This is a genomic window from Pseudomonas sp. JUb42, assembly GCF_024807945.1.
GTDB lineage: Bacteria > Pseudomonadota > Gammaproteobacteria > Pseudomonadales > Pseudomonadaceae > Aquipseudomonas.
The window spans coordinates 1-15,161 of sequence record NZ_JANUFD010000021.1 but is presented as its reverse complement, the minus strand read 5'-3'; the positions used below and the strand labels follow the sequence as shown (position 1 = coordinate 15,161).

The window sequence follows — 15,161 nt, the reverse complement described above, 5'->3', positions numbered from 1 at the left end:
TGAGCAGCCACATGACCACCGCCTTGCTCGGCTACACCGGATTCGTGGGCAGCACCCTGCTGCGGCAACAGACGTTCGATCAGCGCTATCGCGCCAACAACATCGGCGATATCTGCGGCCGCGCCTTCGAACGAGTGATCTGCGCCGCCGCGCCCGGGCAGAAATGGCGGGCCAACCAGAACCCCGAGGCCGACTGGCAGGCCATCGAAAATCTGATCGGCCATTTGCGCACGGTGAGCTGCCGCCAGTTCGTGCTGATCAGCACCGTGGACGTATTTCGCGAACCCCATGGCGTCGATGAGAACAGCCCAGTGCTGGAAAACGGTCTGCATGCCTATGGCTTGCATCGCTATCGCCTGGAGCAGTTCGTCGAGGCGCATTTCCCTGAGGCGCTGATCGTTCGCCTGCCCGGCCTGGTCGGCCCGGGGCTGCGCAAAAACGTGATCTTCGACCTGCACAACGGCAATAACCTGGACGCCATCGACAGCCGCGCGCTGTTCCAGTTCTACCCCATGGTCAACCTGAGCTGGGACATCCAGACCGCCCTCGACGCCCGCCTGCAGCGCCTGCACCTGAGCGCGCAACCGATCAGCGTCGGCGAGGTCGCGCGCCTGGGTTTTGGCCGCACCTTCAGCAATCGCCTAGTCGGCCCTGTGGCCCATTACGACCTGCAAAGCCGCCATGCCCAGGTGTTCGGCAGCCGTGGCCGCTACCCCTACAGCTTTCGCGACACCGTGCAGGCCATCCGCGCCTACGCGCAGTCCGAGCCGCGAACCCTTCCCGCCGTAAGAGACGTGCATCCATGAGACTGGCGATATCCAACATTGCCTGGGAAGTCCACCAGGACCCTTTGATTGCCGCACTGCTGGCCCGCAAGGGCGTCGATGCCATCGATATTGCCCCGGGCAAATACTTCCCCGACCCGCTCAAGGCCCAGGACAGCGACATTGCCCGAGTCAGGTGCTGGTGGGCTGACCACGGCATCAACATCGTCGGCATGCAGTCGCTGTTGTTCGGCACCACTGGCCTGAACCTGTTCGGCAACTCGGCCAGCCAGTTGGCCATGCTGTATCACCTGGAAGCGGTCTGCCGGATTGCCGCAGGGATAGGCGCCAACCGACTGGTGTTCGGCTCGCCGAAGAACCGCGATCGCAGCGGCCTCGATGATGAGCAGACGCAGCGGCGCGCCACGGATTTTTTCCAGGCCCTGGGCGACATTGCCCTGGCCCATGGCGTATGCATCTGCCTTGAGCCCAATCCGGTCTGTTACGGCGCCAACTTCATGACCGACAGCCACAGCACCGCCGCAGTGGTCCGGGCGGTCGCTCACCCGGCCATCCGCATGCAACTGGACACCGGTGCCCTGGCCATCAACCACGAAGACCCCTGGCACATCCTGCAGCGCCATGCCGGGCAGATCGGCCATATCCATGCCAGCGAACCGAATCTGCGGCCCCTGGGCGATGGCAGCACCAATCACCCACGCATGGCCGAGGCCATCCGCCGCTATCTGCCTGCTCATGTGGTCAGCATCGAAATGCTCAGCAGCCCCCACGAACCGGCCGAATGGTCCATCGAGCGGGCTGTGGAGGTAGCGCAGCGGCATTACGGGAGTACCGCGTCATGAAGTGGCTGATCCTGCTCAGCGGCATTCTCTGTAACGCCTCGGCCAGCGTGCTGGTGAAGATGGCCATGATGCCGCCGCGCCAGTTCCCGTCCCTCAAAGAGCCCATCGCCGCCCTGAGCAACTGGCCGTTCTGGCTGGGCCTGGTGCTGTATGGCGCGGCCTTCCTGTTGTATGCCGCGGCGCTGGTACGGCTGCCCCTGAACGTCGCCCACCCGGTGCTGACCGCCGGCGCGATTGCCACGGTGGCGCTGTCTTCGGCGCTGATTTTTCGCGAGCCCTTCTACTGGACGACCATCGCCGGGATCGTCCTGGTCATGGCCGGGGTGGCGCTGATCACCGCCCATGTCGCCTGAGGAAACCCCATGCCCCCTGCTCTCTCCAGTGCCGAACCCACACAGGCACAGCGTACCGCCTGGCAAGTACCGACCTTCGATACGCCGCTCTGGAGCGGTCGCCAACAGCCGTGGTGCGTGGTCATTCCGGTGATCAACGAAGGCCCGCGCATCACCCGCCTGCTGCAGCGCATGGTCACCCTGAACATCGCCGCCGTCGCCGACATCATCATCGTCGATGGCGGCAGCAGCGATGGTTCGCTTGAGCTGTCAGCCCTGCAGGCTCTGGGCGTCAGTGGCCTGCTGCGCAAGACCGGGCCCGGCAAGCTCAGCGCCCAGTTGCGCTGCGCCTACGCCTTTGCCCTGGATCAGGGTTATGCCGGCATCGTCACCATTGATGGCAACGACAAGGACGACCCGGCGGCCATCCCCGGTTTTATCGACGCCCTGCGCGACGGTGTGGACTTCGTCCAGGCCTCGCGCTTTATCGCCGGTGGTCAGGCCGAGAACACCCCCACGTCGCGGGACTTCGCCATTCGCTTCATTCACGCGCCGCTGCTGAGCCTAGCCTCAGGCTTTGACTGGACCGACACCACCCAGGGTTTTCGTGCCTACAGCCGCGCCCTGCTGCTGGACCCGGCCGTCGCGCCATTTCGCCAGGTGTTCATGACCTACGAGCTGCTCGCTTACCTGTCTTATCGCGCGCCGCGTCTGGGCTACCGCTGCGTTGAGCTGCCCAGTGCGCGGCGTTACCCCAAGGGCGAGGTGCCGACCAAGATCAGCAACGTGCGCGGCAACCTGTCGCTCGTCCAGGTGCTGCTCAAGGCCTGCCTGGGCCACTACAACCCCTGAGGATGTCCCGCTATGGCCGAGCTGCATCGACCCTGGCGCGCCCTGGCCCTGAGCCTGTTGTGCGTGCTGTTCATTATCGCGCCCCACCTCAAGGGCAGCCTGATCCTTGAAGATCCCTTCCACGAAGGCGAGTTCTTCGCCACCGCCGTCAGCTATTTCGGCACCACCGCGCCGCCCTTTCGGGCCCTGAGCATTCATGGGGTCGTCGATGTGCTGCCCGCCTGGCTGGCGCGGTTGATCTGGGGTGATGACCACTATCTGCTGCCGACCGTGGCGCTGTATGCCGTGCTCAATATCCTTGCCGCCGCGCTGTTGCTGCTGATCGCTGACGAGCTGTCCCGTCAGCGACCCTGGCGCGGCACGCTGCTGCTGGCCACGGCCCTGGCGGCGGGATTTTTCGTCGGCTATCGCGACCTGATCCTACTGGCGGCGCTGTATGTCTTCGTGCTGCTGCATGAGCGGCCCTGGCGAGTGCCGGCAGCCACGATCCTGCGCCTGCTTCTCGGGGCGCTGCTGGGCTTCGGGCTGTTCTGGTCGTTTGATCGCGGTATTGCCGGCGCCTTTGCCTTCGGGCCGCCGTTGCTGATCCTGGCCATCAAGCGACGCAGCAAGTGGTGGGTGGCCCTGGGCGCGGCCCTGACGTTGCTTGGCCTGGGCATGGTGTCCGGGCCGTTCTCGCTGCCCGGCTATCTGGACAACCTGCGCGTGCTGCTCGCCACCTCGGCCCAGTGGGGTTACGGCTGGCGCGGCGAGGCGCTGATCCTCAGTCTGTTCGCCGCCGCCATTGGTCTGTTCGTCATGGCCCTGGGGTTGCGCTCGGCCTGGCGCGAGCGGCGCTCCCTGGAGCGTCTGACGCTGCGCTGCGTGCTGCTGTTGCTCACGGTGATCATGCTCAAGATCGGCCTGAACCGCGCCGACGTCGAACATATCTACAGTGCGCTGTGGGCGCCGCTGTGCCTGTTGCTGAGCCTGCCGCGCAAGGATCTGCAGCTTGGTCGCGCGGTGCTGCTGTTGCCGATCCTGATCGGTGTCAGCGCCGCCCTGACCGTCCTGCAGCACAACCTGGGCTTCTTCCTGATCACCTGCCTGACGGCCTACGCCTGCACGCCCCATCAAGACGCCCGCGACCTGCGCCTGAGCCACCTGACCCTGCTGGCCTTGCTCACCCTCTCGGCGTCGGCGCTGCTCTACAGCCACGGCAAGCACCTGCGTGAAGGTCAGTACCAGTGGCTGGCCCGCCTCAATACGCCACCGAGCAACAGCGCAACACTGACCCCAGGCGCCGGCTGGGCCGCTGCGCGCCTGCAGGAACGGCAAGTCGGCTGCGTCTTCGACCTGGCCAACAACGGCGTGATCAACGCCCTGCTCGACCGCCCCGCCTGCACCCGCTTCACCTACCCGGTCTACGCCAACGCCGACTACGAAGCCGAACTGATCCAGGCCCTGAACACCACCGCCCCCAGCGCCATCGTCTACTCCACCACCTTTCCCTCCTACCGCATCGACGGCCGCGACATGCGCCAGCGCTTTCCAACGCTGGATGCCTTCGTGCTCGAACGGTATGCGCAGCAGGTGTGTGGGTTGGGGTATTGCGTGAGGTATCGGCAGGTGGAGTGAGGCTCACAGCGCTGTCGCGCAATAACGCCCCCCCTGTAGGACCGGCTTTGGCCGGGAGGACGTGCTCGCGGCTAAAGCCACTCCTACAGATAGCGGCAAGCGCGGTGGAACCGGGATGTGCGCCCTTGTGGGAGCGGATTTATCCGCGAAGGGGCGGGCACATTCGATAGATATTCGTCGCCTGGAATGCCTTGGCGAATTCACCCCACAATTCGTTCCCTAAACACTATCAATTTCAGCAATGATCGGTACCAATCGCATTGACTTCTTAATAAATCCCAGCGGCGTAGCATTACCTCCATACCGAGTTAACAACAACTTCTAACCGATCTGGAGCAACCCTCATGAAAACTTCCAAACTGATCTTCGGCCTGGCCTTCTCTGTTCTGGCTTCCAGCGCCTTCGCTCTTCCAGCCATCACTGGTCATGACCCACTGAACGCCCAAGTCGTTGCCGAAAACGGCGCTGATCATGTAGGTGCAAACCGCGTAGCTGCTGATGGTGCTGATCGTGTCGGTGCTTACCGCGTCGCCGCTGATGGTGCTGACCGCGTTGGCGCAAACCGCGTCGCTGCTGATGGTGCCGATCGCGTCGGTGCTAACCGCGTAGCCGCTGATGGTGCTGACCGTGTTGGTGCAAACCGCGTCGCTGCTGATGGTGCTGATCGCGTTGGTGCTAACCGCGTAGCCGCTGATGGTGCTGACCGCGTTGGTGCAAACCGTGTCGCTGCTGATGGTGCTGACCATATCGGTGCAAGCCGCCTGAGCTGATCCCCAGGCGCTTGTCTCTCCAGCCCGGCTTTTGCCGGGCTTAATTTTGCCTGCGCAAAACCCCTCGCTTCAAAATTCCGCCCTTAACTCGACAGCTGATTGGCGAACTGCCCTACGGCACTGACCACACGCTGCGCGCCGTCCTGAATATCGACGATCACCGAGCCTGCCTGGCTGGCCAGTTCGAGGCCTTGTTGCGCCTGTTGCTTGCCATTGACGATGATCGCTACCGCCTGTTCGGCCAGTTTCTGGTTCTGTGCCACGACACCAACGATTTCTTCGGTGGCCTTGCTGGTACGCGAGGCCAGTTGCCGAACCTCGTCCGCTACCACGGCAAAACCACGACCCTGCTCACCGGCACGGGCTGCTTCGATGGCGGCGTTGAGGGCCAGCAGGTTGGTCTGGTCGGCGATGCTACTGATGCTGCTGATGATCGAGCCGATGATCTGCGACTGCTTGTCCAGGGCGGCGATGCTCTCGGCTGCCTGTTCCATGTGCTGGGCCAGTTCGCGCATGACGTCGACGGTTTCCTGAATCACACCGGCGCCTTTCTGCGCGGTGCCATCGGTCTGCTGCGAGGTGCTGAACGCAATGTTCGCCGCTTCAGCCACAGCGTTTTCGCGGTTGACCTGGTCGGTGATGACGGTGGCGAACTTGACCACTTTGTACAGGCGGTCATGGGCATCGGAAATCGGGTTATAGGACGCTTCCAGCCAGACGGTATGGCCACGGCTGTCGACGCGTTTGAAGCGGCCGGTGACGAACTCGCCACGGCGCAGTTTTTCCCAGAAGGTCTTGTAGGCCGCCGAGTTGTATTCCTCTGGCTCGCAGAACATCTGGTGATGCTTGCCCTTGACCTGCTCCAGCGAGTAACCCACGGCGCCGAGGAAGCGCGAGTTGGCGTCCAGCACGATGCCGTCCAGGTTGAACTCGATGACGGCGGTGGAGCGCTGCAGCGCGGCGATCAGGTTTTCGTGTTCGCGGGAGCTTTCGATGGTGCGGGTCAGATCGCTGGAGTGCAGGGTGAAGGATTTCACCCGGCCATTGCTGTCGCGCACCGGTTGCAGAATCGAGCGCAGCCAGGCTTCTTCGCCATTACCGCGCAACAGACGCACGGCACCATTGAGGTGTTCGCCGCGGCTGAGGGCGGCTTTGAGGCGCTGGAAAAAGTCCAGTTGCTTGACGTGGGCCGGCACCAGATCTTCCGGGGAGCGCCCCACAATATCGGCTGCCCGATAGCTCATTTCTTTTTCGAAATTGGCATTTACTGACTCAATCCGTCCCTGGGCATCGAGGTGAACGACCAACATTTCGCTGTCCAGGCTGGCACGCACTTGCTGGACAGACGAAAGCTCCTCCTGAAGGGTCGCTAACTCTTTTTTCAAACGTTGATTGAACATTGGAGATGCGCTCATTTTTATGGGCTGGATTGATGCTTGAAACATCGGCTGCGCACCCCGTTTCTTGAGGCGTTTATGGCGGTTCGACAGCATCCAGATACTCAGTCACGACGATTTGATCGACCTTGCGCTGACCGGCCTCGAGAAAGCGCTCAAACGCTTCACTTTCAAGCACTTTATCCGCCTCGCGGCGCAGTTTTTTCTGCTCGACATAGGGCGCTTTTTCGCCGTCATGTTTGAGCGCATAGGCCAGCTCCAGGACCTCGATCAACTTGCCGCGAAACTTGTCCATTCCGCGCCCGCTGGCGATGCGCCGGAACGTCGCCAGAAACAGGGTTTCACCGCGCCCGGCGTGGGCCCGATCCTCGGCCGTGCGACTGACATACGCCACCGCACACAAACCCACACCGCTGCGCTTGCGCCAGTGCACCACGGCACGTTCGTTCAACGACAGGACATCCTCACTGCGCCAGGCCAGACCGCTGTGCAGCAAGTGAATGATGGCCGCGTCCAGCGCCCGACGCGTACCGCCAAAGCGCGCATCGGTAAAGCGGGCGTGTACCAGCGGCTCTTTGTTTTTCAGGACTCGCACAATCCACACACGGCCCCTGGCTTCCCGGGTGATGCCGCGTGGAACGGTGTAGGTGACAGCATCGACAACCTTGTCGTAACACCTGAGACCGGAAATATCGGTTTCAGTGGTTGTGTTCATTGCCTTAGTGACGGGGTTTTGACCAGTTTGCAGATTAGGCCTGCAACCTCTTGATACACAAATGGTTACGCCGGACGGTAGGGGTGGCAGGTGGGCAGCATGTGGCTTTGGCGCAACGCCTACCAAAACCCGACGACTAAAATGGGAACAGTTCTCCCTGTAGGAGCTGCCGAAGGCTGCGATAGCGGTGTATCAGGTAAACGCGTTCGCAGCCTTCGGCAACGCCTACAAAATTCCATTTCAGCTCAGGGAAAATGCTTGTAGCTCGCCCTTACAGCCGCTTCAAAACCACCGCCACCACCAGGCCGATATTGCCCAGCAACGTCTGCCGATACACCCCGCACCGCAACAGGTTGAACAGCCGTAACACCAGCCCCTGATGACGCAGGCGCTTGAAGGTCTCCAGGCGTTGGCGGTTGCTGGGGGTCAGTTGTTGTTCGAGGCGCTCGAGGCCTTCGATGTTGATGCTGTTCCAGTTCTTGAAGCGGCCCTGAAACAGCATGCGCAGGCGCACCCAGCGGGCCGTCCAGCTGGCGTTGGCGCCGACCAGATTGCCGCCATGCTGGCGATACAGTACGTAGGGCGTAGCGTCGTAACGCACCTGGCCACCGACGCCGGAGACCAGCAGATAGGCCCACCAGTCATGGGACACGATCGCCTGGCAACTGCCGCTCAAGCGCAGCAGCTGGCAGGCCGTACGGTTGAAAACCATGGTGTTGCCACCGCCAATGCTCTGCACCAGAGCGTTGGCGAACGAGGGCGGGCGGCGGAACAGCGGCGAATAACCCAATGATTGCTCGGCCTCGCTGAACAGTTCAGTGCGCCCCAGATACAGCGCCGGCGTTCCGGCAGCAATGCCCCGCAGCCAGGCCACGGCGACCTGCAGTTTGTCTTCGCGCCAGATATCGTCCTGATCGCACCAGGCATAGGCATCGGCGTCGATATCGGCGCGGCAGGTGAGCGACATGAAATTATGCGCAAAGCCGCGACGAGGCCCGGCATATAGCCGCAATCGCTCCTGCCCCCAGGCCTGTTGATAGCGCCTGACAATGTCCAGAGTGCTGTCGCTCGAGCCGTCGTCGGACACCACCACTTGCCAGTTCGGCCAGCTCTGGCGCTGGATCGACTGCAACTGCTGCTCAAGGAAGGACCCGCCATTGTAGGTGCATAACAAAATGGCAATGCGCGGCCCTGACGAGGCAGTCCGGTCGGCGGGGAGAGATAGTGCGGGGATGGCTGCCGCCGCCGGATCGGGTCCGGCCGGGCTGGGTGAAACCGGGCGCTCTGAACTTTCATCTACACGCGAACGACCATGAATACTGCACGAGGCCCCTGGGAAATGATCATCGATCATTGGCAGGTCCTGGGCCGGGGAGTCCGATTCCCCTTTACAGGCAGTGTGGCATCGCTGCCCGTGGGCTGAGGCCACAAGCGACGAGCGGTGAAACCCCGTACCGCTGAACGGGCGGCGCAGGTTTCATGAAACTTAGCTCAGTGAAATGACTCTGCTGCCTTGCTCTGTAACGCGGCTATTGTCTGCATTTTCGATATCCGTACACCCGAGGCGACTTTGCCACATAATCGCCCCCGCGTTCCTTTCACAGTCAGGCTCTTGTTCACATGAAAAAACTGCTTCCCTTTTTGCTCGGCGCTGCAATCACCTTGGTACCTGCGGCTTTCGTCAATGCCGCTACAGCCCCGAAACCCGTCGAACTGGTCATCTTGAGCTCCGGCGGCATCATGTCCGCCTTTCAGGCCCTGAGTGCCGACTACGAACAACGCACCGGCGTGCGTCTGGTGGCCCAGACCGCGCCGTCCATGGGCGCCACGCCCCAGGCCATCCCCAACCGCCTGGCGCGCAAGGAGCCGGCCGATGTGGTGCTGATGGTCAGCAGCGCCCTGGACCGGCTGATCAAGGACGGCCTGGTCGACCCGAAAAGCCGCGTCGAACTGGGTAAATCCTATATCGCCATGGCCATCCGCCACGGTGATCCAAAGCCCGATATCAGTACCATGGAAGCTTTCAAGCAGACCCTGCTCGACGCCAAGAGCATCGCCTATTCGGACAGCGCCAGTGGCGTTTACCTGTCCCGGGTGCTGTTCAACCAGATGCACATCGGCGACCGCCTCAAGGACAAGAGCAAGATGATTCCGGCCACGCCCGTGGGTGAAGTCGTGGCCCGTGGCGAGGCGCAGATCGGCTTCCAGCAGCTGAGCGAACTCAAGCCGGTGGAGGGCATCGACATCGTCGGCCTGATCCCTGATCAAGCCCAACAGATGACCCTCTACGCCGGTGGCATCGTCAGCCGCACCACCCACCCCGAACAGGCCCGCCAACTGCTGGATTTCCTTGCGTCGCAAGAAGCGGCGAAGGCGATCAAGGCCAGTGGGTTGGATCCGATTGCAAAATAAGATTGGGTGCTTTAGCTAATTGACTGAGGCCACCTTGTAGAAACAGGCTGGCCAGAAGGCTGGCTTTTCTACCTATCGGAATTGGTCTATAGTACGCATCATAATACGTTTTTTAATGTGTATTTAAATACGTATAATTTGTGTGCCATGGCATCCCGAGCTGGAGAAAAAACATGTCAGCGCTTCTGGACCGAGCTGATCAAGCCGTATCAGTCACTACGATGGTAAGAACCTTTAGCGCTCGCCTGAAGGAAGTTTCCAGTCGAGCAACAGAGCGCCTGGTTATCTTCAAAGACAACGAGCCAGCAGCAGTCATCATCAATGTCGACGCCTATCAGGAGCTATTGGATGAGCTTGATGATTTGCGCGTAGACGCTGTCGCTCGTGAACGGCTCAGTACTTTTGATAAAACCAAAGCCATCTCCCTGAGTGACATGCAAGCGCGATACGCGTCTAAGGAATAAGGATGGCTTGGGTTGTTACGTTCCATCCAGACGCTCAAGACGATTTTGACTGCCTCGGCAACGCGACCGCTTCACGAATCCTGAAGGTTATTGCCGAACGGATTGAAAATGGAGAGCCGGACAAACTGGGAACCCCTCTTCGGGGCAGCCTGGCGGGATGCAGGCGTATCAGGGTTGGAGACACCCGGATCGTCTACAGGGTCGATCAAGGTGTTCTTGAAATCCTCATCGTTGCAGTAGGCGCCAGACGTGACAAAGAGGTCTATCAGGCCGCAGAGAAGCGTCTGTAAGCCCAATCGCACAACAAACAAAAGCCAGTGTGGGAGCGAATTCATTCGCGAAGGCGGTAGTCCAGACGATAGAAATGCGTCGATTGCACTGGCCTCTTCGCGAATGAATTCGCTCCCACAAGTTCGCGCCCATAAAATTCAGTGCACCTGCATTTACCTCGACAACATAAACGTGTCGTACTCCAGGTCATCCAGGGTGATGGTCAGGCGTTGCAGCGCCAGCAGCACGCAGACCAGCAGCGACAGGGTGAAACCGTAGCCGAAGAAGCTCGGCCCCAGGTGCAGGCTGAACAGGGTCAGGGCGGTGTTGAGGACCACGAACAGCAGGCACAGCTGCAAGGCGATGGCGCGTTTGTCGAGGTAGAAAAATACGTTGAGCAGGGCCATGAACACCACCTGGATGCTCACGCCGATCAGGTCGACGTAGAACAGCGGCAGGTAATAACTGGACACGCCCAGCCACTCCAGCACACGCGGCGCGAACAGGTACAACGTAACCGTCCGGCGAAGTCACCTACCCGATCCCTGCAATAAGGACGATGTTCTCCACTTAAAAAATACGTGGACACCATCGCCCTTATCATCGGGATTGCCATGCGCCAGAGAACTTCTTACCCCAAGCCCTTTAAAGCTCAGATCGTCCAGGAATGCCTGCAACCTGGCATGTCGATGGCCAGCGTAGCCCTGCGCCACGGCATCAACGCCAATCTGGTTCGCAAATGGATACCTCTTTATCGTGATTGTGAGGCGACAACATTGCCCGCTTTTGTTCCGATAAAACTACCATCCCCACCCCAGGCCGATCTGCACATGTCCGTCAGTATCGACGTTCCTTTCGGCCATCAAAACCTCACCGTGAAGTGGCCACTGGCCGATCCCGACGGGTGCGCCCGTTTTATCCGTGGCCTCACTCAATGATCCGCATCGACGCCATCTGGCTCGCCACCGAGCCCATGGATATGCGCGCCGGCACCGAGACCGCCTTGGCCAGAGTTGTCACGGTGTTCGGTGCGGCGAAGCCGCACTGCGCTTATATCTTTGCCAATCGACGGGCCAACCGAATGAAAGTGCTGGTGCACGACGGGATTGGTGTCTGGCTGGCGGCACGCCGGTTGAACCAAGGCAAATTCCACTGGCCAGGCATTCGACAAGGTAGCGAGTTGGAGCTGGATGCCGAGCAACTTCAGGCCCTGATACTTGGTCTGCATTGGCAGCGCGTTGGCGCGGGCGGTGCAATAACGATCCTTTAAAAGGCTGTAATTAACGTCTGAGCCTGCTGCCGCAGACGGTCTGCATTGGTAAAATCCACGGCATGACTTCCTTACCCAACCTCGACCAAATGACCCCCGACCAGCTGCGCGTTCTCGCTGCGCAGTTGCTGTCGAAGGTCGACACCATGGGCAGAAAGAGCCACCGCGATGACACCATCATCGAGCAGTTGACCCACGAGATCGCACTCCTCAAGCGGCACCGGTTTGCCAAGCGCAGCGAGCAGATCAGTCCTGAGCAAGGCAGCTTGCTCGACGATCTGCTTAACATCGATCTTGAGGCTATCGACGCCGAGCTGACGGCACTGCTTCCCGCTCCAGCTCCAGCAGAGGCGCGCCAAAAGCCAAAGCGCACGCCGTTGCCGCCACAGTTTCCACGCACCGTCATTCATCATGAGCCAGAAAACACCCAGTGCTCCTGCGGTTGCCAGCTCCAGCGCATCGGCGAGGACGTCAGCGAGAAGCTGGATTACACGCCAGGCGTGTTCACCGTCGAACAACACGTGCGTGGAAAGTGGGCCTGCCGTCAGTGCGAAACACTGATCCAGGCGCCGGTACCGGCCCAGGTGATCGACAAGGGCATCCCAACCGCAGGCCTGCTGGCTCACGTGATGGTGGCGAAGTTTGCTGACCACTTGCCGCTGTATCGGCAGGAGAAAATTTTCGGGCGCGCCGGTTTAGCGATCCCTCGCTCAACACTGGCGCAATGGGTTGGGCAGGCCGGTGTGCAGCTTCAACCGTTGGTTGATGCCTTGCGAGAAGCTGTCTTGGCACAGCGAGTCGTCCATGCCGACGAGACGCCTGTGCAAATGCTTGCGCCCGGGCAGAAGAAAACTCACCGCGCTTATGTCTGGGCTTACTGCACCACACCGTTCTCGGCAATTAAAGCTGTGGTTTATGACTTCAGCCCGAGCCGGGCCGGTGAGCATGCGCGTAACTTCCTCGGCACGTGGAACGGCAAGCTGGTGTGCGATGACTTTGCTGGCTACAAAGCAGGCTTCGAGAAGGGCATGACCGAAATCGGCTGCATGGCCCACGCCCGCCGTAAGTTTTTCGATCTGCACGTGGCGAATAAAAGCCAGTTGGCAGAGCAGGCGCTGCACTCGATTGGCGGCTTGTACGAGGTTGAACGCCAAGCGCGAGACATGAGTGACGAGGATCGTTGGCGAGTCCGGCAAGAAAAAGCAGCACCATTGGCGAAAGCACTGCACGACTGGATGTTGACCCAGCGCGATCTTGTGCCTAACGGCTCAGCAACAGCCAAAGCCCTGGATTACAGCCTTAAACGCTGGGTAGCGCTGACGCGCTACCTGGAGGATGGGGCTGTACCCATAGACAACAACGCAGTCGAAAACCAGATTCGGCCGTGGGCACTTGGACGTTCCAACTGGTTGTTTGCCGGGTCGCTTCGCAGCGGCAAGCGGGCGGCGGCGATCATGAGTTTGATCCAATCGGCGCGCATGAATGGGCACGATCCGTATGCCTATCTTAAAGATGTGCTGGCGCGGTTACCGACGCAGCGAGCGAGTGAGATTGAGCAACTGCTGCCGCATCAGTGGGTATCTGCCTAAGTCGTGCAAGGTGACTTCGGCGGACGCTTACGATCTAAATAGATTTGCCACCTGATAGACGTGGTTTTTTACTGCTTAACGCTCAAGTAAAGGAGAAAGTAGAGCAGGTGCTTGCCGCGGACTATTCAGGATCCCTTTACGGTAAGTACCGTGCTTGTTGGATCGCCACAAAGAACGGCGAGCGCCTCTCGGGAACAGAGAAGTGTCTAGAGCAGGATATCCACAGTTTCAAGCGCCAGGGCGGCGTGGATGAAATTGTAATTGGGCCGATCACCAGGCAGCCCACCGCGATGAGGATTGACCGCCAGCCTCAAGCACCACTTTGCGCGGCTAGGTCGTTAATCCTTCTGACGGTCATCAGTGACGAGTTGAACCTCATTTCTCACCGCACCCAACCTCAAGCTTCGCACGGTCGCATGCGGATCCTTCTGATCAATGAGTCGGTTTCGTTCGTGCCTGGAAGCGAAGAGGCCGCTGAGTTCGAGGTGGCTGACGCGAAGATCGATGCCGCGTTGGCAGCCCTGCGCGATCAGCGCGCTTAGATCGAGGAAAGCGCTCAGATGCACCCTCAAGCCCTGGCCTAAAAAACCGGGGCCGAGGACGTAGGAGAGGGACACTTTTTGCTCCCCTAGGTCGAGCAGGAATGTTTCATGAGTAAGTTTGAACCAGTTGTCTTCAGCATTCCCTTTCCAGCGTTGGTCGCCGGTGTGTTTCTTGGTGGCCTACTAATTGATGCGCCTACAGGGATTGCAGTTAATCGATTTGCTCAGGATCACTCTGCCGAAATTGTCCGCGACTCATGCACTGCTGAGCTGCATAAATTGGCCGCAAGCGGCGATCCGCAGGTGGCTGCCACAGCTACCGCAGTATTAGCTAAGCCCCATTGTCAGTAACTGAACTGTTCTAGGAATTGACTCATGACCCACAAAGCTGACAATCGTAATCGTTTCACCACCAGGGACTTGCTTTCCATCATTTTTGCCGTGGCAGTGCTGGTCATGGCCTGTTACGCCTTCTTTCGATTTGGTGATGCAACGCTCAATTTCTTTACCTCCCCGGTCAGTGGTTGGGCCAATTTCAAACAATGCGTCGTTGGCTAGGAAAAGTAACCATGACCGAGATAACGCCCATCGTCGCAGCGCCTTTGCTGGTTGATTGGGCCGACCTTGCCGCCGACTTGGCACGCATCGAGCTCGCCCTAGAGCGTTGGAAGACTCTTTATGTGAAGGCCCTGAATATGGTCGCCTCGACGCTACAGACGAAGCGGAGCGCCGTAGCGTTTCGGCAACATATACGCTGCACGGCCAGCTCTTGCTGGGCGTCGTCTGCAAGCGTGTTCGCCAGGCGCAGTAATTAGCTAGGAAATCGACCGAGGGTTTAATGCGTTTGAAACTGAGCCAGATCATTCAGCCTCGCTTCTGCGGGATAAGCCTTAAACCCATGCGACCGCTGACAACATCGCTTTTCAAGCAAGCACACACATCATTCTCAAAGACAGCCAGTAGTCACGAAAAACGACCATGGCACTCACGAAATTCGAGCACGGCGGGCTGCTGCAGCACAGGTCGTTCGGCTGTACGATGGGTCCCAAGTGGCCGCAGAGGTGCTCAAACAAGTCGGCTTAGCCCCGGTTGATTCAATACGCCGCTCACTCCATCCCCGGCGGATACCCGAACCGCGCCTTGTAGGCATGGGTGAAGTTGGCCGGGTCTGCGTAGCCGACACGGTACGCAACCTGCGCCACCTGCCATTTGCGTTCGCACAACAGTTGACGAGCCACTTCCATGCGACGGTCGCGCAGGTAGTGCAGCATCGACCTGCCAAACGCCTGCTTGAAGGCACGGCG

At 60.1% G+C, this 15,161-nt stretch carries 19 protein-coding genes and 1 pseudogene; 15 read left to right on the top strand and 5 right to left on the bottom strand.

The annotated features are described in order from the left end of the window. Window positions 1-11: 11 nt before the first annotated feature. The 6 genes from M2401_RS31315 (at window position 12) to M2401_RS34370 (ending at window position 5,198) form a co-directional block, all read left to right on the top strand. On the top strand, window positions 12-806 hold the full coding sequence (locus M2401_RS31315) for a pyridine nucleotide transhydrogenase (RefSeq protein WP_259110035.1): 795 nt from the start codon (window positions 12-14) through the stop codon (window positions 804-806). Beyond that, complete coding sequence (locus M2401_RS31310; protein WP_259110033.1) at window positions 803-1,627, top strand: sugar phosphate isomerase/epimerase; 825 nt, start codon at window positions 803-805, stop codon at window positions 1,625-1,627. The genes M2401_RS31315 and M2401_RS31310 overlap by 4 nt, the downstream gene beginning before the upstream one ends. Then, entirely contained in the window at window positions 1,624-1,980 is a 357-nt protein-coding gene (locus M2401_RS31305; RefSeq protein ID WP_259110031.1) for a multidrug efflux SMR transporter, read from the top strand. The genes M2401_RS31310 and M2401_RS31305 overlap by 4 nt, the downstream gene beginning before the upstream one ends. 9 nt (window positions 1,981-1,989) lie before the next feature. Then, window positions 1,990-2,811 carry a glycosyltransferase family 2 protein gene (locus M2401_RS31300; RefSeq protein ID WP_259110028.1) on the top strand — a complete coding sequence of 274 codons (822 nt, stop codon included), beginning with the start codon at window positions 1,990-1,992 and terminating at the stop codon, window positions 2,809-2,811. A gap of 12 nt (window positions 2,812-2,823) precedes the next feature. After that, window positions 2,824-4,428: a hypothetical protein gene (locus M2401_RS31295; protein ID WP_259110026.1), complete on the top strand. Its 1,605-nt coding sequence runs from the start codon at window positions 2,824-2,826 to the stop codon at window positions 4,426-4,428. Between the two features lie 344 nt (window positions 4,429-4,772). Further along, the gene (locus M2401_RS34370) at window positions 4,773-5,198 is read left to right on the top strand and encodes a hypothetical protein (protein WP_310504166.1); all 426 of its coding nucleotides are present in this window, start codon (window positions 4,773-4,775) and stop codon (window positions 5,196-5,198) included. An 83-nt stretch (window positions 5,199-5,281) separates the two neighbouring features. Here the strand turns inward: M2401_RS34370 and M2401_RS31285 are convergent, their stop codons facing one another. The 3 genes from M2401_RS31285 to M2401_RS31275 all read right to left on the bottom strand — a co-directional run bounded on the left by M2401_RS31285 (window position 5,282) and on the right by M2401_RS31275 (window position 8,664). Then, window positions 5,282-6,598, bottom strand: coding sequence for a PAS domain-containing methyl-accepting chemotaxis protein (locus M2401_RS31285; protein ID WP_259109992.1), 1,317 nt, complete (start codon window positions 6,596-6,598; stop codon window positions 5,282-5,284). A gap of 73 nt (window positions 6,599-6,671) precedes the next feature. Then, a complete protein-coding gene (locus tag M2401_RS31280; RefSeq protein WP_259109991.1) occupies window positions 6,672-7,310 on the bottom strand; it encodes a hypothetical protein in 639 nt (212 codons plus the stop codon). A 271-nt stretch (window positions 7,311-7,581) separates the two neighbouring features. Beyond that, on the bottom strand, window positions 7,582-8,664 hold the full coding sequence (locus M2401_RS31275; protein WP_259109989.1) for a glycosyltransferase family 2 protein: 1,083 nt from the start codon (window positions 8,662-8,664) through the stop codon (window positions 7,582-7,584). Between the two features lie 266 nt (window positions 8,665-8,930). Here M2401_RS31275 and M2401_RS31270 point away from each other — a divergent pair, with 266 nt between their 5' ends. From M2401_RS31270 to M2401_RS31260, 3 genes are all read left to right on the top strand, one after another. After that, complete coding sequence (locus M2401_RS31270) at window positions 8,931-9,722, top strand: substrate-binding domain-containing protein (RefSeq protein WP_259109987.1); 792 nt, start codon at window positions 8,931-8,933, stop codon at window positions 9,720-9,722. Between the two features lie 173 nt (window positions 9,723-9,895). Beyond that, complete coding sequence (locus M2401_RS31265; protein WP_259109985.1) at window positions 9,896-10,186, top strand: type II toxin-antitoxin system Phd/YefM family antitoxin; 291 nt, start codon at window positions 9,896-9,898, stop codon at window positions 10,184-10,186. A gap of 2 nt (window positions 10,187-10,188) precedes the next feature. After that, entirely contained in the window at window positions 10,189-10,476 is a 288-nt protein-coding gene (locus tag M2401_RS31260; RefSeq protein WP_259109984.1) for a type II toxin-antitoxin system RelE/ParE family toxin, read from the top strand. 153 nt (window positions 10,477-10,629) lie between these two features. Here the strand turns inward: M2401_RS31260 and pelG are convergent. Next, window positions 10,630-10,974 (bottom strand): annotated as a pseudogene (gene pelG, locus M2401_RS31255) (exopolysaccharide Pel transporter PelG); the annotation flags it as partial. Between the two features lie 63 nt (window positions 10,975-11,037). On the opposite strand from pelG, the gene tnpA reads away from it, so the two are divergent. The 6 genes from tnpA (at window position 11,038) to M2401_RS31225 (ending at window position 14,415) form a co-directional block, all read left to right on the top strand. Continuing rightward, the gene (gene tnpA, locus M2401_RS31250) at window positions 11,038-11,394 is read left to right on the top strand and encodes an IS66-like element accessory protein TnpA (RefSeq protein ID WP_259109982.1); all 357 of its coding nucleotides are present in this window, start codon (window positions 11,038-11,040) and stop codon (window positions 11,392-11,394) included. After that, on the top strand, window positions 11,391-11,726 hold the full coding sequence (tnpB, locus tag M2401_RS31245) for an IS66 family insertion sequence element accessory protein TnpB (RefSeq protein ID WP_259109980.1): 336 nt from the start codon (window positions 11,391-11,393) through the stop codon (window positions 11,724-11,726). The genes tnpA and tnpB overlap by 4 nt, the downstream gene beginning before the upstream one ends. A 62-nt stretch (window positions 11,727-11,788) precedes the next feature. Then, window positions 11,789-13,315 carry an IS66 family transposase gene (gene tnpC / locus M2401_RS31240; RefSeq protein ID WP_259109979.1) on the top strand — a complete coding sequence of 509 codons (1,527 nt, stop codon included), beginning with the start codon at window positions 11,789-11,791 and terminating at the stop codon, window positions 13,313-13,315. 107 nt (window positions 13,316-13,422) lie between these two features. Continuing rightward, window positions 13,423-13,857, top strand: coding sequence for a hypothetical protein (locus tag M2401_RS31235; RefSeq protein WP_259109977.1), 435 nt, complete (start codon window positions 13,423-13,425; stop codon window positions 13,855-13,857). A gap of 108 nt (window positions 13,858-13,965) precedes the next feature. After that, complete coding sequence (locus M2401_RS31230; protein WP_259109975.1) at window positions 13,966-14,208, top strand: hypothetical protein; 243 nt, start codon at window positions 13,966-13,968, stop codon at window positions 14,206-14,208. A 24-nt stretch (window positions 14,209-14,232) separates the two neighbouring features. Continuing rightward, window positions 14,233-14,415: a hypothetical protein gene (locus M2401_RS31225; protein ID WP_259109973.1), complete on the top strand. Its 183-nt coding sequence runs from the start codon at window positions 14,233-14,235 to the stop codon at window positions 14,413-14,415. Window positions 14,416-14,963: 548 nt separating this feature from the next. On the opposite strand, the gene M2401_RS31220 is transcribed toward M2401_RS31225, so the two are convergent. Beyond that, a partial coding sequence (locus M2401_RS31220) for a helix-turn-helix transcriptional regulator (protein WP_259109970.1) occupies window positions 14,964-15,161 on the bottom strand: 198 nt, incomplete at its 5' end.

Bases quoted from the DNA above. Each gene is read 5' to 3' on its own strand.
- M2401_RS31305 (WP_259110031.1), top strand. From the start codon at position 1,624: ATGAAGTGGCTGATCCTGCTCAGCGGCATTCTCTGTAACGCCTCGGCC.
- M2401_RS31295 (WP_259110026.1), top strand. From the start codon at position 2,824: ATGGCCGAGCTGCATCGACCCTGGCGCGCCCTGGCCCTGAGCCTGTTG.
- M2401_RS31280 (WP_259109991.1), bottom strand. From the start codon at position 7,310: ATGAACACAACCACTGAAACCGATATTTCCGGTCTCAGGTGTTACGAC.
- M2401_RS31265 (WP_259109985.1), top strand. From the start codon at position 9,896: ATGTCAGCGCTTCTGGACCGAGCTGATCAAGCCGTATCAGTCACTACG.
- M2401_RS31275 (WP_259109989.1), bottom strand. From the start codon at position 8,664: ATGATCGATGATCATTTCCCAGGGGCCTCGTGCAGTATTCATGGTCGT.
- M2401_RS31300 (WP_259110028.1), top strand. From the start codon at position 1,990: ATGCCCCCTGCTCTCTCCAGTGCCGAACCCACACAGGCACAGCGTACC.
- M2401_RS34370 (WP_310504166.1), top strand. From the start codon at position 4,773: ATGAAAACTTCCAAACTGATCTTCGGCCTGGCCTTCTCTGTTCTGGCT.
- M2401_RS31315 (WP_259110035.1), top strand. From the start codon at position 12: ATGACCACCGCCTTGCTCGGCTACACCGGATTCGTGGGCAGCACCCTG.
- tnpC (WP_259109979.1), top strand. From the start codon at position 11,789: ATGACTTCCTTACCCAACCTCGACCAAATGACCCCCGACCAGCTGCGC.
- M2401_RS31225 (WP_259109973.1), top strand. From the start codon at position 14,233: ATGACCCACAAAGCTGACAATCGTAATCGTTTCACCACCAGGGACTTG.
- M2401_RS31310 (WP_259110033.1), top strand. From the start codon at position 803: ATGAGACTGGCGATATCCAACATTGCCTGGGAAGTCCACCAGGACCCT.
- M2401_RS31270 (WP_259109987.1), top strand. From the start codon at position 8,931: ATGAAAAAACTGCTTCCCTTTTTGCTCGGCGCTGCAATCACCTTGGTA.
- tnpB (WP_259109980.1), top strand. From the start codon at position 11,391: ATGATCCGCATCGACGCCATCTGGCTCGCCACCGAGCCCATGGATATG.
- M2401_RS31230 (WP_259109975.1), top strand. From the start codon at position 13,966: ATGAGTAAGTTTGAACCAGTTGTCTTCAGCATTCCCTTTCCAGCGTTG.
- M2401_RS31260 (WP_259109984.1), top strand. From the start codon at position 10,189: ATGGCTTGGGTTGTTACGTTCCATCCAGACGCTCAAGACGATTTTGAC.
- M2401_RS31285 (WP_259109992.1), bottom strand. From the start codon at position 6,598: ATGTTCAATCAACGTTTGAAAAAAGAGTTAGCGACCCTTCAGGAGGAG.